At 29.1% G+C, this 15,719-nt stretch carries 13 protein-coding genes and 1 pseudogene; 11 read left to right on the forward strand and 3 right to left on the reverse strand.

What is annotated here, in order from left to right; all coding sequences use genetic code 11:
* Together ACTG3S_RS10990 and ACTG3S_RS10995 are read right to left on the reverse strand one after the other, a co-directional pair.
* Window positions 1-522: pseudogene (locus tag ACTG3S_RS10990) on the reverse strand (hypothetical protein); the annotation flags it as partial.
* Window positions 523-564: 42 nt separating this feature from the next.
* On the reverse strand, window positions 565-825 hold the full coding sequence (locus ACTG3S_RS10995) for a DUF4834 family protein (protein WP_439129403.1): 261 nt from the start codon (window positions 823-825) through the stop codon (window positions 565-567).
* Window positions 826-1,001: 176 nt separating this feature from the next.
* On the opposite strand from ACTG3S_RS10995, the gene ACTG3S_RS11000 reads away from it, so the two are divergent.
* The 11 genes from ACTG3S_RS11000 to ACTG3S_RS11050 all read left to right on the forward strand — a co-directional run bounded on the left by ACTG3S_RS11000 (window position 1,002) and on the right by ACTG3S_RS11050 (window position 13,312).
* On the forward strand, window positions 1,002-2,180 hold the full coding sequence (locus ACTG3S_RS11000) for a transporter (RefSeq protein WP_439129404.1): 1,179 nt from the start codon (window positions 1,002-1,004) through the stop codon (window positions 2,178-2,180).
* Between the two features lie 15 nt (window positions 2,181-2,195).
* Window positions 2,196-3,317, forward strand: a complete 1,122-nt coding sequence (locus ACTG3S_RS11005) for a GTP cyclohydrolase (RefSeq protein ID WP_439129405.1) — start codon at window positions 2,196-2,198, stop codon at window positions 3,315-3,317.
* Between the two features lie 158 nt (window positions 3,318-3,475).
* The gene (locus tag ACTG3S_RS11010) at window positions 3,476-4,186 is read left to right on the forward strand and encodes a 16S rRNA (uracil(1498)-N(3))-methyltransferase (RefSeq protein WP_439129406.1); all 711 of its coding nucleotides are present in this window, start codon (window positions 3,476-3,478) and stop codon (window positions 4,184-4,186) included.
* A 354-nt stretch (window positions 4,187-4,540) separates the two neighbouring features.
* On the forward strand, window positions 4,541-5,059 hold the full coding sequence (locus tag ACTG3S_RS11015; protein WP_439129407.1) for a hypothetical protein: 519 nt from the start codon (window positions 4,541-4,543) through the stop codon (window positions 5,057-5,059).
* A 125-nt stretch (window positions 5,060-5,184) separates the two neighbouring features.
* Complete coding sequence (locus ACTG3S_RS11020) at window positions 5,185-7,992, forward strand: alpha/beta hydrolase (RefSeq protein WP_439129408.1); 2,808 nt, start codon at window positions 5,185-5,187, stop codon at window positions 7,990-7,992.
* Between the two features lie 91 nt (window positions 7,993-8,083).
* Window positions 8,084-9,220, forward strand: a complete 1,137-nt coding sequence (locus tag ACTG3S_RS11025) for a helix-turn-helix domain-containing protein (protein WP_439129409.1) — start codon at window positions 8,084-8,086, stop codon at window positions 9,218-9,220.
* A gap of 237 nt (window positions 9,221-9,457) precedes the next feature.
* The gene (locus tag ACTG3S_RS11030; RefSeq protein ID WP_439129410.1) at window positions 9,458-10,009 is read left to right on the forward strand and encodes a hypothetical protein; all 552 of its coding nucleotides are present in this window, start codon (window positions 9,458-9,460) and stop codon (window positions 10,007-10,009) included.
* Window positions 10,009-10,371 (forward strand): hypothetical protein, encoded by a 363-nt coding sequence (locus ACTG3S_RS11035; protein ID WP_439129411.1) that lies wholly within the window; start codon window positions 10,009-10,011, stop codon window positions 10,369-10,371. Before ACTG3S_RS11030 ends, ACTG3S_RS11035 begins: the two co-directional genes overlap by 1 nt.
* A 210-nt stretch (window positions 10,372-10,581) precedes the next feature.
* The gene (locus tag ACTG3S_RS11040; RefSeq protein WP_439129412.1) at window positions 10,582-11,223 is read left to right on the forward strand and encodes a DUF4159 domain-containing protein; all 642 of its coding nucleotides are present in this window, start codon (window positions 10,582-10,584) and stop codon (window positions 11,221-11,223) included.
* Window positions 11,224-11,299: 76 nt separating this feature from the next.
* On the forward strand, window positions 11,300-12,235 hold the full coding sequence (locus ACTG3S_RS11045) for a bile acid:sodium symporter family protein (RefSeq protein ID WP_439129413.1): 936 nt from the start codon (window positions 11,300-11,302) through the stop codon (window positions 12,233-12,235).
* A 72-nt stretch (window positions 12,236-12,307) separates the two neighbouring features.
* On the forward strand, window positions 12,308-13,312 hold the full coding sequence (locus ACTG3S_RS11050) for a 1-acyl-sn-glycerol-3-phosphate acyltransferase (RefSeq protein ID WP_439129414.1): 1,005 nt from the start codon (window positions 12,308-12,310) through the stop codon (window positions 13,310-13,312).
* 110 nt (window positions 13,313-13,422) lie between these two features.
* On the opposite strand, the gene ACTG3S_RS11055 is transcribed toward ACTG3S_RS11050, so the two are convergent.
* Window positions 13,423-15,719, reverse strand: a 2,297-nt coding sequence (locus ACTG3S_RS11055; RefSeq protein WP_439129415.1) for a serine hydrolase, incomplete at its 5' end; no start/stop codon positions are given.

Below are 15,719 nucleotides of genomic sequence, written 5' to 3' on the forward strand. Positions count from 1 at the left end.
TGTAACTATAAAACCAAGTACAAATCTTTTTTGAAAAACCCATAAAACTCCTGCTAAAACTAATGGCATATATGCAATTGCATGTGCTTTTGCATTATGGCCTGCTCCAAAAATAATGATTAAATAAGTGGAAAAACCAAAACCTAAAGCTCCTAAAATTGCCAGTCGCCAATCTACTTTTAGTGCCATCATTAATACAAAAAAACTTAAAAAATATAAAAAAGTATAATCTGCGGGTCTTGGTAAAAAGCGTAATAATTTATCTAAACTTCTCACAAAATCATTAGGATAATAAGCACTTACAGGGTAAGCAGGCATTCCACTAAAAGAAGCTGCTGTCCAATAAGGTTCTACATTGTTTTCTGCTCTATAATCATTAATATCTTTTACCATTCCTCTAAACTGAGTAATGTCTGACTGATTTAATTTTTGTCCTTTTAAAACAGGATGAAAATAAATTACAGATGCCAGAGCAAAAATTACAATGGCAATTAAATATGGAAATATCTTGGTAAATTTCAAGGTTTTTAGTTTTTGATTGATGTTATAAATAAAAAATAGCTATTAGTCTATTTCTTCGAAATCCACATATTCTCCAACAGTTTTTTTAGTTTCTTGTTGGCTACCAGGTTTTTTATCTATAATTGTTTCACCATCTTTTACTGTAGATGATTGTTGTGTGTGTTGTCCTCTAAATTGTTGTTCTGCTTTTTTCTGAATAGTTTCTGCCGCTTTTTTCATTAAAAAAGGCGCAAAAAGTCTTGCTAAAAATTTAAAAGCATAATAAAATATGAGAATAAAAAAGATTGTTTTAAGTAAACCCATTAAAATTTATAATTAAAAAATATATCAAAAATAACAATTTGAATACAATTGAGGCGTTATGAATCTATAAAACTTTCTTAAAGCTAAAAAAGTAGGGTTTGCCTTTATAAAATAGCTTTTTTATCCTATGTTTGTGTAGCATGTTAGACTTAAAATGTAAACCCTTTACAGTACATATGAACTTAAAAAAATTACAACTTACGCTTGTATTCTTTTTTACAAGCTACATTACTGTAAATGCGCAATATACAGATGTTATTAATTCTAACAAACCTGGTTTTTCAGAAAGTCCTTATAGTGTTGGCACTGGTGTTTATCAATTTGAAAGCAACCTATTTTTAAGAAATACAACTATAGAACCCACATTTTCTAGACCACAATCTTTTGGTTTCGATTTACTTTTTAGAACCAGTTTTTTACTAGAAAGATTAGAACTAAACACACAACTAAGTTACCAAAGAGATAAAGTTGCCTTTAAAAATATTTTTACATCTCATTATTTTACATCGGGATTAAGTAGAGCCACAATTGGTGCAAAGTATTTATTGTATCAACAAGAATATGAAGACAAATCTAAAGAAGTTAGAAGCTGGAAAAGAAGAAATGCTTTTGATAGAAAGAGGTTGATACCTTCTGTTGCTATTTATTTAGGCATGAATACCGATTTTGTAAACGATATCCACAAAACAGGTAGCATTACACCAAAAGCAGGTATTTTATTACAGCACAATTTAACCAGAGATTTTAATTTAATTACCAATATTATTTACGATAATATTGGTAGCGATTTTGCCGAATTTTCATACATTATAACAGCTACTCAAAATTTTAGCGATCGATGGTCTGCTTTTTTTGAGAACCAAACTGTTTTTCAAGAATACCAAAACAACATAAATTTTGGTTTAGGTTTTGCGTATTTATATAGCAGAGATTTACAATTTAATACCTCTGCAAGAATGCTTTTTGAAGGAAAAGCGCAAGGTTTTTATGCTAGCCTGGGTGTTTCTTACAGAATTAACAAACACAATGACAGCTTTAAAGAACTAGATGATAATGGCTTAGAAATAAAAGACACTCCTATTTCGAGATACAACAAAAAACAAAATAGTTTTTTTTATAGATTGCTTCGTATTTTCAAGAAAAAAGATAAAAAAACAAGAACAAGACCTAAAAGAAGTAGAAAAACGAAAACAAAAAAAGGAGGCTTTTTGGGTTTATTTGGTAAAAAGAAAGAAAAAAACAGCAAAAAGAAAAAAGAAGAAACTGAAATAGAAAAACTAGAAAGAGAAATTAAAGAACTAGAAGAGGAAATGAAAAAGGAAGAAAAGAAGAAGAAAAAAAATGGCAATAATTAGAAACTCTTTTTTGTGATGATTACAATCAAAAAAATAACAAATAAAAAGGAAATGAAGCAGTTTGTTACATTTCCTTTTTCACTTTACAAGAACAGCAAATACTGGGTACCTCCTATTATTAAAGATGAAGTTGATAATTTTGACCCCAAAAAAAACCCTGTTTTTAAAAATGCGGATGCACAGTTTTTTGTAGCCATTAAAAATCAAAAAATTGTAGGTAGAGTTGCAGCCATTATCAATTGGTTTGAAGTAGAAAAACAAAATATTAAAAAAATGCGTTTTGGTTGGTTTGATGCAATTGATGATATAGAAGTAACCAAAAAATTACTAAAGAAAGTTTCAGAAATTGGTAAACAAAATAACCTTGAATACTTAGAAGGTCCTGTGGGTTTTAATAACTTAGACAAAACTGGAGTTTTAATTGATGGTTTTAATCATATTGGTACTATGATTACTTGGTACAATCATCCTTATTACAAAGAGCATTTAGAGCAATTAGGCTTTGTAAAAGAAAAAGAATATTTAGAAAATAAGTTTGAATTTAAAAATGTGAATGCTAAATATTACAGTAGAATTAGTAATATTTTACAGAAAAGACTGCAACTAAAAGCTTTAGATTTTACCAAAACAAAAAACATTTTACCTTATGTGGATGAAATGTTTAAAGTGTTTGATAAATCATATTCTAAACTATCTACTTATGTACCTATTTCTGATGCTCAAATTGACTTTTTTAAGAAAAAATACATTAGTTTTATCAATCCAGAATACATAAAATTTGTGGTAGATAAAGAGAATAAATTAGTAGCTTTTGCCATTGTAATGCCTTCTTTTTCTAAAGCTTTACAGAAAGCAAAAGGTAAATTATTTCCATTTGGTTTGTTTTATTTATTGAATGCTAGAAAACATGCCAAAGACGTTACTTTTTATTTGATTGGTGTAGATCCTGCTTATCAAAACAAAGGGGTACATGCTATTATTTTTGACCAATACACCAAAACATTTGCTAAAAAAGGCATTATAAATTGTATAAGAACTCCTGAGTTAGAAGATAATGAAGCCATAAAAAAAATATGGGAAGATTTTAAGCCTATAACTCATAAAAGAAGAAGAACGTATCGAAAGAATATTCTCTAAATCATTGGACAGTCTAAATTGGAAGTTAAAAATACAATTATCAAAATTTCTAAAGAATGTCATTTCGACAAAAGGAGAAATCTCAACTTTGAAATTTTGAAACTATTCAAAAAACTTCTTTAACTTTGAATATTAAAAAAGAACCCAGAACCTAAGGCATGCAATTATTCTATAATTCAGACATTTCTACAGAAACAAAACAAATTACTTTTGATAATATTGAAAGCAAACATATTGTACGTGTTTTACGTAAAAAAGAAGGCGATATTTTAAAAATAACCAACGGAAAAGGTTTTTTGTTTGATGCTGAAATTAATTTTGCAAACGATAAAAGATGTGCTGCCAATATAATAAAACATGAAGCCAAACCAAAACCTTGGAATTATTACTTACACATAGCCATTGCACCTACAAAAAACAATGATAGAACTGAATGGTTTTTAGAAAAAGCTACAGAAATTGGTATTGATGAAATTACACCTATTATTTGCAGTAATTCAGAACGTAGAGTTGTAAAAACAGAACGTTTTGAAAAAATAATTCAGTCTGCCATGAAACAATCTTTAAAATTTACATTGCCAAAATTAAATGCCCCTGTAAAATTTAATGAGTTTATCAATCAAGATTTTGATGGACAAATTTGTATTGCACATTGTGAAGATGATACTAATAAAAATCTTTTACAAGCTGTTGTAAAACCCGCCGAAAAAACCACTATTTTAATTGGTCCAGAAGGTGATTTTTCTGAAACTGAAATCAAAAAAGCCTTGGATAAAAAATACACTCCTATTTCTTTAGGCGAAAGCAGGTTACGAACAGAAACGGCTGGTTTAGTGGCTGTGAGTGTGGTTTCTTTTGTAAACGAATAAAATTTCCTTTTTTTTGTCATTCCTGCGTAGGCAGGAATCTAAACTATCTTTCAAAATATCTAAAAATTAACTTTTATAAGAAGTAATTTTTAAGTTGATTATTCATAACTTTTTTATCTAATTATTTATAGATTCCTGCCTACGCAGGAATGACAAACTGTATCTATAAATGCCCCCAAAATTTCTAAAATAAGTCCAGAATTCCCACAAACCTAAAAATTTTTTATTTTTAACTAATTAACTATCAATTACTTAAAAATAAATGAGTCCAGAATTCCACAAATCTAGAAATTCTGGACTCTAAAAACTTTTAAATACAATAATTTTACAATTTAACACTAAAACCCTTTTATTATGAAACATTTATTTTTTAAAACAGCACTATTAATTTTTATAACAACACTATTTAGTTGTGAAGACAACACCAATACTAACGACTCCACAGGTAACGATTCTTTTTCTTGTTACGTAAATGGAAAACTTTATATACCTTCTGCTGGCACTGGCATAGGTGGTGGAGATATTAGACCTTTTTATTGGACTTATGAATTTGATGATAAAGTTTTTAGTATATATACAGGAGGTGAATATGCAATTAGAATTACAACAATTAATACTGTAATTGGTAGTAATATTTTAAACGAGAAACTTGGCGATACCTTTGATTTCTCTCATTCAGGGATGATTGTACAAAATGAACTTATATATTATAACACAAAAGATAATCAAAATAATGGTAATGTTACTTTTACTGAATATAATGAAACTAAAGCTGTAGGAACTTTTGAATGCACTTTATACAATGATAATGGGGATGAATTAAAAGTAACCAATGGAAAATTTAACCTATCACTTGACAGTAGAACAAATTAAAAAAAAGCAGTAGCTGTAACTACTGCTCATAAAATTAAATATCAACAGAAATAATTAACATTTAAAACACAAAATTATGAAAAAAAATTACAATTTTATTGCTTTGGCTTTTGCTACCATTTTCTATGATAGCACAACAGTTAGAAAACATAACTACGTACAAACAAGAAAGTGCTATTGAACTAGCTCCTTTATTACAAGCAGACGCAAATCTATTTAAAAACTCCATTTTGTATGATAGAGTAATGCCTTTGGCTAATTTAAGAGAAACAAGCACTATAATGGAAACCAACACCACACATTTTAAACGTGCTTGGCAAGAATTGTATGATGCTAGAGCAACACCCACCAACAAACATATTGCTTTAAAAGATTTTAACAAATTGGTGACCCATTATCAAAATCAAGGTTTTATCCCTGTTGGTTTTCTACATTTAGATTTTACACAATTTACCAACACTGCATTAACAGATTTAGAAGAAGATAGAACCACTATTAATCAATTAGCAATTAGAAACAGAGCAACCACAGCATCGCCTTATGAAAATAAGCACTTATTTTTAGCAAGCCCAATTACAGAAAGTAGTATTAAAACACCTGCAAACACGCCTGTAAATTTTCAGTTTGGCACGTTGGGTGTACAACAAGCCACTACCAACATTACTACTTTACAGGTAATTTACAATAATGTTACCAAAACCATTGTACAAAATGGCACCTTAACACAACCTAATTTTAGTTTTAGTTTTGCAAGTTCTGGTTTAAAAACGCTTCTGTTTAAAGCTACCTTAAACAATAATCAACAATTAATTAGCAATGCTACTATTAATGTTATCATCCAAAATGTGTTGTATAAAAGCAATACTCCAACAGATATTAATGCAACAGAAGCCTTTATAGGTTATGATGAACCTACAGATTGTAATGGCAATTGTTTTGGTAGAGGAGAATACCAAGTATTTTATGGTGAAGATGCTAATGGCAATCAAAGAAACAATCTACAAAAACCTCTAATTATTTTAGATGGGTTTGACCCTGGAGATGAGCGTAAAATTGATAAAAATGAAGGTTCAATTGTTAAATTAATTGACAATGATGGTAAGGAAGCGAATATGAATAAATTTAAAAAAGCAGGTTTTGATGTTGTTATTTTAAATTTTCCTAAGTATAAGATAGGTACAGACAGTTATAATTTTATACACCCGCTAACAAACCAAAATGTAAGTATAAATTATGATGTTTATAGAGATGGAGGTGCAGATTATGTAGAACGTAATGCTAATGTACTAAAAGCATTAATAAACAAGTTAAATGGAGAACTTGCTACAAATGGCAGTACAGAAAAACTAAAAATAATAGGGCCAAGTATGGGAGGCTTAATTAGTAGAGTAGCCCTAACCCAAATGGAAAAAGCCAATCAAAACCATAATGCAGACATTTGGGTTAGTTTTGATAGCCCACATTTAGGGGCAAACATACCTATTGGGTTACAGTATTTCTTTAACTTTATGGAGTTAGATCAAGTAGAAATGCTAAAAACACCAGCTGCAAGACAAATGTTACTTACCCAAGTTGTTGAGCCAACATATACCACAAGAAACACCTTTAAGAATTTATTAAATACATTAGGTTTCCCTCAACAAACAAGAAACTTAGCATTAATTAATGGCAGTACAAGTGGGTCTATACAAGGCACACCAAAAGGGGTTGAATTAGATCTTAATGTAAAAGTAATTGGAACATTATTGGGAAGTTTGGGTAGGTATAAAATAAAAACATTTGCGACTCACGATGGTGGTAGGCATAAAATCTTCGAACGTTATAAGAGGTTTTTATTCTTTAAAAACACAAAATCTGCATATTTAGTTGACAATTCTGGTAGAGGAAGTTTAGATAATGCCCCTGGTGGAACTTTTGACATGAAAAATGAATTCGAAAGCTTTTTAGGTATTAACTTACCTCTAACTAATGCAAATTCTGGTAGTGCTGCAAATGCTATGTTTAATATAACTGATGCACCAGCAAAATTAGCAGTTAAATTACTAGTTCCATTAATACTAAATAATTTAAATTCTTCTATATATCTAAATTTACATCAAGGTTCTCCTTCGTTTATTCCAACAAAAAGTGCTTTAGCATTTACAGGCACAAATAAACTTTGGCGAGAAAGATTAGATAACAGAAATTTAGTTTGCACAGGTGAAACACCTTTTCATAGTTATTATGCTCCAAATACAAATGAAGCTCATATTACTTTAAACTCAAATAATATTCCTTGGGTTTTAGAAGAATTAAAAGGTAATCCTCAAAAGCCTAATGTAGATCTTTTTAAAAATCAAGATATTATGGGAGATTTAGCAGTTTGTAAAAATAAAACAAATACATATAATTTAGATATCCCAAACTTTTGTAGTGGCTATAATATTACTTGGAGTACCTCACCTAATATACAGATACAATCTTTCAGTAATAATAGTGTATCTGTAACCGCTATTAATAGCACAAATGATGCAATAGGTTACATAAAAGCATATATTCAAGAACAAAATAAATTTATAGAAAAAGTAGTTTGGGTTGGCATACCAAACCCTAATTTTTTAAGTATTAGTATTTTAGGTAGCTACAATTTCTATGCAAATCAATGGACAAAATTAAAAGTAGTGCATCCTATACCTCCAATTGAGTTAATGGGCAATGACCCTAGTTTTGGTTTAACTTACCAATGGTCTGTACCCAATAGTATGGTTAGAAATTTTAATGATACCAGTATCATAGATGTAAAACCTTTTAGCAGTGGGCAATTAAATATTGGTGTAAAGATGCAAAACCAATGTGGTTGCACCAATTTCAAGTACCAACTATTTAATGTTACCAATCAATCTACTGGGGGTAATGGTGGTGGACACATAATAACACCCATGAGAGGTAATTAAATTTCGAAAAAAAAATAAAAGTTTAAAACGTCATTAGATAATAATGGCGTTTTTTTATTGAAATTACTATATTTGTAAGAAATGCTATAGATTGTCTGTAAAAGAAATTTTCAACCTGTTCTTATTAATAAGTGCATTACACGGTTTTTTGTTTTGTACCATCATCTTTTTTTCTAAAAAAGGAAGAGAAAAAAGCATGTTATTTATCAATTTATTGGTGCTAATTATTTCTTTAAATAATATTCAATCTTGGATTCTTGCTAAAAACTTTTTTGTAGAATATTTCTTCTTAGATTATGTACATATACCTTGGCATTTTTTAATTGCGCCCTTTTTTTACATGTTTTTAATCCACTATTTAGAAATAGAAAAACAGAGTAAAAACCTATTAAAAATTATACTTCCTATTTTTATACTCGTAATAGGAATTAGAATTGGTTTTGTTTCTATTTTTAGTGATAAAAACACCTCTGATATTAACTATTTGTTTGAAAAATATACCTCTATAGAAGAAATTTTTTCTTTAATTGTCTCCTTAGCAATTTTTGGATATTCTTTTCATATTTTATCAAAAAAAGAACAATTATTTACCAAAATACTGTCTTTTGATAATTTAAAATGGATTTATACTTTCTTCAAGTTAGGTTTGTTAACCTATATTTTTTGGATTGTTGCCTTGGCAATCACTGTTGCATTAGATTTTAAAGAATTTATTTACTCTTATTACCCATTACGTGTGCTAACAACCGTTTTAATTTATTGGATTGGTTACCAAACCATAATACAATTAAGACTTTTAAAAGAACGTAAACACCTTAGAAAAAAATTAAACTTTGAAGCTATTAAGGAAAACATCTCTCAAAATAATGAAGAAAAAGACGCAGATAAAAAAGTATTGTTCGATAATATTGAAACTTTAATTCAAGATAAAAAACTATTTATAGAACCTAAATTAAACGCAGAATTCTTAGCAAACGAAGTAGATGTTAGTGCTTATAAATTATCAAATACCATTAAACTATTTACTGGTAAAAACATTACTGATTATTTAAATGAGTTTAGAATTAACTTGGCAAAGGAACTTCTAATTCACGAAGAATACAAAAATTACACCATTACTTCGATTGGTTTAGAGTCTGGTTTTAATTCGAAGTCAAGTTTTTATGCCAGTTTTAAAAAGCATACTGGTTTTACGCCTGCAGAATATCAAAAATCCTTTCTAAAATAATATAAATTTCTTCTGTGAGATTTCTCCTATCGTCGAAATGACACACAAACTCTAAAAAAACAACTTATCATATTGAGCGATAGAAGAATATAAGAATCTCCAAAAAAAAATCATATTACTTAAAATGAGTCCAAGATTTTACAAATGAGTCCAGAATTTTCTAAAACTAAGAAATTCTGGACTCTTGTTTTTGAATTGATTTCTATTTTTGGTTGAAACTTTTAAAAGATAAATATTGTGAAAAATGTATTACTACTAATTTTACTATTAAAATCGGTAACTTTTTATACGCAAGAGAAAAAAATAAAACTAAAATCTTTTTCATTTGCATTAGGTGGTTTTCAACCTTATAGTGGTGAAAATGGTAATGCAAATTTTTATGCGAGTGCAGATATTACAGCAAATTATGAGAAAAACTTATTCACATCTTCTTTGAATAGAGGTTTTGATATTGGCTTTTATAATTTGGGGGAACGATATAATTTATCCTTTGACCTTTTATATGGAAGGGAAATTACTATTTTTAAATGGTTGCATTTAGAATTTCATGCTGGAATAGGAGTTTTCAGAGGTAGTTATTATAAAAATGAGGGACAGAAATGGAAAATTGTTAAAAATGCAGACGATAATAAAAATCATATCACACCTATTTCGCTTGCTTTTCCTTCAAAATTTAAAATGCTTTTTTATTTAAGTGAAAAATCTTCTTTTGGTGTAAACATAAATACCAATTTAAATCATATTTCCAATTTGGTTGCATATAATTTAATATTTCAAAGAAATTTCTAATGAAAAACATCCTCCACATACTATCAATTTTAATTTTATTTCAAAGTTGTTATTCTTATAAAACATTTGATATAAAAGAATACGAAAAAGTAAATCCAACCAAAGTAAAAATTGAGCTAAAAAATAGCACAAAATTAAAAGGCAAACCAATAGGTTATAAAAATGAAATTTTAACGGTAAAAAAAATAAATGAAACTTTAGCAATACCAATTTCTGATATTATAACAATTAAACAAAGAAATTTTTCTTGGTTAAAAACAACTGGTTTGACGTTGGTTACATTTGGAATAGTTATTGTGGTTTCATTTATTATTGCACTAAGCGATTTAGGTATTACACCATCTTTTAGAAATATAAAATAATTGATAAAGAAGTGAAATGCAAAAAACGCTATTAAGATTTTAATGGCGTTTTTTTTACGCTGAACTCGTGCAAAAAATATTGTTATTAAAAAGAAGAGATTCTCATAAAGTTTTATTGAGAGAAAATGTTTTAAATAATATCGATTTTGCTATCTTGCTCTAATAAACCAAATATGATTTCTAGTTATTGTATCGAGAACTATTTATTTTATGAAATATATTTTTACTTTTTTTCTTTGTTTGCTATTGCTACAAACAAACGCCCAAGATGTGGCCATTTTAAAATATAATGGAGGTGGAGATTGGTACAGCAACCCAACTGCCATACCTAATTTGGTAGATTTTGCCAATACCAATATTCACACAAACATTTCTAAAAATCCACAAACAGTTGCAGTTTCTAGCGAAGATTTATATAACTTTCCTATTGTTTTTATGACAGGTCATGGCAACGTGTTTTTTTCTGATGATGAAGCAGAAAACCTCAGAAATTATCTAATTTCTGGTGGATTTTTACATATTTCTGACAATTATGGTTTGGATAAATATATAAGAAACGAAATAAAAAAGGTGTTTCCGAAATTAGAATTTAAAGAAATACCTAGCAATCATCCTATCTACAATCAATCTTTTAAATTCCCAAATGGTATCCCAAAAATACACGAACATGATAAAAAACCAGCACAAGGTTTTGGTATCTTTTATGAAGGTAGATTGGTGGTGTTTTATGATTATGAAACCGATTTAAGCGATGGTTGGGAAGATGCAATTATACACAACAATCCAAAAAGTGTAAGAGAAAAAGCCCTAAAAATGGGTGCAAATATTATTGAATTTGCCTTTAAAAATTAGTTAGTAGTTAGCAGTTAGCAGTTAGCAGTTAGCAGTTAGCAAAAATGAAAAAATCTTTAAAATTGATTTCCAAAGCATGCAAAACTCGATAGACATCGATTCTATAAAAATAAATTTCGACAGCAGTGGTTTATGGGTATTAAACATTGCAATTGCAATTATTATGTTTGGGGTAGCTTTGGGTATTTCTATAGACGATTTTAAGAGACTTTTTAAAAACCCTAAAATACTTTTTGTAGGTGTTTTATCGCAATTTATTTTATTACCAGCATTTACTTTTTTAGCAATTTTAATTATAAAACCACATCCAAGTTTTGCTTTAGGCATGATGATGATAGCAGCCTGCCCAGGTGGAAACGTATCTAACTTTTTTAGTAAAATGGCTGGTGGCAATGCTGCTTTATCTGTTAGTTTAACAGCGTTTGCAACTTTAATTTGTATTTTTATGACACCTTTTAATTTGCAATTTTGGGGTAGTTTGTATGAACCTACAAATGCTATTTTACAGACAGTAGAATTAAATTGGGTAGATTTATTAAAACTGGTTTCTTTAATTTTAGGAATCCCGCTATTTTTTGGAATGTTAATTAAGCATTACCATGCTGAAATGGCAGGCAAAATAGAAAAAGTACTAAAACCATTATCTATGTTGGTTTTTATTGCACTTATTTTTATTGCATTTTCTCAAAATTTAGAGGTATTTGTAAATCATATTCACCATGTAATTTATCTGGTAATTTTACACAATATTTTTGCTTTTATTTTAGGTTTTTATACCGCAAAAAGTTTTGGTTTAGACAAAAGAGACATGAAAACTATTGCTATGGAAACTGGTATACAAAATGGAGGTTTGGGTTTGCTTTTAATATTTGGCTTTTTTGAAGGTCTAGGTGGTATGGCTTTATTAGCTGCTTTTTGGGGTATTTGGGATGTTTTTTCTGGAATGGCGCTTGCAACTTTTTGGGGAAGAAAAAAAGAGCAAAATAGTTTAATGAAAGATAAAGTTGCATAATTTTATAACAATTAAATAAGTATAGTGAAAGGTATTTGGTATTTCTTATGGAAATGTTTTTTAAAAACGAGTTTGTTTTTTTATGCAAAAAAAATAAAAGTTACTGGTAAAAACAACATTCCTAAAAAAGGTGCTGTATTGTTTATGGCAAATCATCCAAATGGATTGATAGATCCTTTATTTGTTACCACAAACAACCCAAGAACAAATCATTTTTTAGTAAGGGCTGCCGTTTTTAAAAAGCCAATTATCAAAAAGTTTTTGGGTACTCTAAATTTAATGCCCATCTACAGAATTAGAGATGGCGTTAAAGAACTAGGGAAAAACAAAGCCATTTTTAACGATTGTTTTGAGATTTTTAGACGCAAGGAGACTCTTTTAATTTTTCCTGAAGGTAGCCATGATTGTAGAAGAACTATTAGACCACTTAGCAAAGGCTTTACAAGAATTGTTTTTGGTGCTTTAGAAAAATATCCAAACTTAAAAATAACAATCATTCCTGTGGGTATTACTTATCAAAATTCAACTGCATACCCCAGTAAAGTCGCTATCAATTATGGAAAACCTATACTAGCAAATTCTTTTTTAGAAAAAGATGAATTGATTACAGCTATTGTTAAAATTAAAAATGCTGTAAGTGCTCAACTGAAAGAATTGACTGTACATATTGTCAATGATGAAAATTATACCCAAAAATTAGCAGAACTAAACAGCGCTCAAGTAGATTTTACGGATGTTTTAGCAGTAAATAAAATTTTAGAAAATGAAGAGTTTCCACCAGCCAAAAATCCTATTAAAAATAACTTCCGATTTTTATATTATATTTTGATTTTAAATAACTTAATTCCTTTTGTAATTTGGAAACAAGTTGCTAAAAAAGTAGACGAAATAGAGTTTGTAGACACGTTTCGTTTTGCTGTAAATGCGATTACAGTTCCTATTTTTTTAGGTTTACAAACTTGGTTAATTTCTTATTTTTATGGGGCTAAAATTTCTTTTTGTTACACAATAATTTCTTTATTACTCATTTTAACGTATACAAAATTAGCTCCTACAAATACAAAAAGTAATTCTTAAAACAATTGATTAGCAAACAGGTTTAGCCCAGATTGAACGGTTTGTTTGAGCTCTTTTGAGGCACGAAAAAAGCGAGTAGTGAAAGCTGGAAATAGCTTCTAAAAAAAATCTTATTCTATAATAGCATCTTGTATAACTTGCTGGATTTTGGTACGCATATTACTTTTTATAAGTCCTCTATTATCCATATTTGGATACACTCTATTAGACAAAAACACATAGACTAAACCACTTTTGGGATCTGCCCAAGTAAAAGTACCTGTAAAACCAGAATGCCCAAAACTTTCTTCGGAAACACAACCACAAGTGGCTTTTACGTCTGGATTAAGCTGTGGTTTATCAAAACCTAACCCTCTTCTCACTTTTTTGTCTGAAAAATACCTGTGATTAAACTTGTCTATCGTTTCTGATTTTAAATAGCGTTCACCTCCATAAAACCCTTTTTGCAAATACATTTGCATAATTTTACCAACATCGTTTGCATTGGCAAATAAACCTGCATGACCACCCACACCACCTAACATGGCTGCACCCATATCATGCACATAACCCTGTAAAAGTTGATTTCTGTAATAAGTATCTATTTCTGTGGGTACAATTTCGTTTCTGGTAAATTTTTTGAGAGGTAAATACGTAGTTCTGTCTGCTCCTAAAGATTTATAAAACTCCTCGTCTACCAACTTGTCTAGTGGTTTTTCGTATTTTTTTTCTAATGCTTCTTTAAATAGGTAATAGCCTAAATCGCTATATTTATAACCTTCGCTATCTCTTTGGTCTGCATCTTTTATGTATTTGTAAATACTGTCTTTATAGTTTTTGTTTAAAAAGAGTTTTTCTGCCACTTTTATATTAAAAGTGTTTGATTTCTTTTTTCTGTAAAGTGATGGTAAGTTTTTATGCGAAACACTGTCTTGCGTAGCAACGTAAAAAGGAATCCAAGCTTTTAAACGCCCAAAATGCGATAAGATTTCTTTAACGGTTACTGTATCTTTATTAGAGTTAGAAAAACTCGGTAAAATATCTCTTAAACTTGCAGATAATGGCATTTTCTTTTCTTCTTCTGCCTTCATTATTAAAGGTAAAGAAGCTAAAATTTTTGTTAACGAAGCCAAATCGTAGACATCTGTATTTTTTACTTGTATTTTTTTATCTAATGTATGATAACCGTAACTTTTTTCTAAAACAACTTTCCCATTTCTTGCTACAAAAACTTGAAAACCTGGTGCCATTTTTTCATTGATAATGGTATCTGCAATTTTATCTATGAGTGCTAATTTTTTAGAAGACATACCCACTGCTTCTGGTATGGTATACTCAAACCTACTTAAATTAGAAGTTGTAATGCCAAAACCTTCTTTAAAATGATTACCAATAGAAACTGGTAATTTTCCATTTGCCTCAAAAGCACCAAATAGCATTTGCGCAGAAAGTTCTTGTGCCAATTTACTGTTTTGGTAAGAAACTACAACACCTTCTATGTTTTCGAAACTTTTTATTTGTAACAAACTGTATGGACTTGTAAAAACATCTAAAACTACCTTTTTTTCTCTTGCAATTTCTTGCAACCAAACTAAATCTTTATTAGAAAACTTATAGCTTTTCCAAGGATGTAAATTAGATTTATGAAATCCAATAATGATGTAGTTATATGGTTTTAGTTTTTTTATAATTCCGTTTAAATTTTTATCAGAAACCACATCTACTTTTGTATAATTTTTAAGCATGTTTACAAAAGCGCTGTTTTCTGAATCTCCTAATTTTACATAGGCAATTTTCTTGTTTTCTAGATTTCTTATAGGTAATTTTAACTCATTATTTTTTAAAACTGTTAATGATTTTTTTACCAATTCTCTATGCAACAACTCATCTGAAACTCTATTTAAATCTTCTTGTAAGTTTTCTAAAACGATTGGTTTGTAATTTTGTAAACCTGCCCAATATTTTGCTTTTAAAATTTTTCTAACAGAAAAATCTAAACGCTCTTCTGTTAAAGTACCTGTTTTTAAAGCCGATTTAATTAATGAAACAGAAGCTGGCACATCTTGTGGAATTAACAACAAATCGTTACCTGCTTGTATGGCAGCCAAATCTATTGCTGCAGAAGTTGCATAATTTGTGGCTCCTTTCATATTTAAGCCATCAGTAATAATTAACCCCTGAAAACCTAGCTTTTGCTGTAACAAATTTGTTACTACACTTTTAGATAAAGATGTTGGTAAATTAGCATCACTTTCTAAACTGGGTATGTTTAAATGTGCTGTCATAACACTTGCCAAACCAACGTCGAAGGTTTTTTTGTATGGGTATAATTCTATAGAATCTAATCGTGCCAAATCAAAATTTAAAAGCGGTAATGTGTGATGTGAATCTGCAGCAGTATCTCCATGACCAGGAAAATGTTTTCCGT

This window comes from Polaribacter sp., assembly GCF_965656025.1.
Classification (GTDB): Bacteria; Bacteroidota; Bacteroidia; order Flavobacteriales; family Flavobacteriaceae; genus Polaribacter.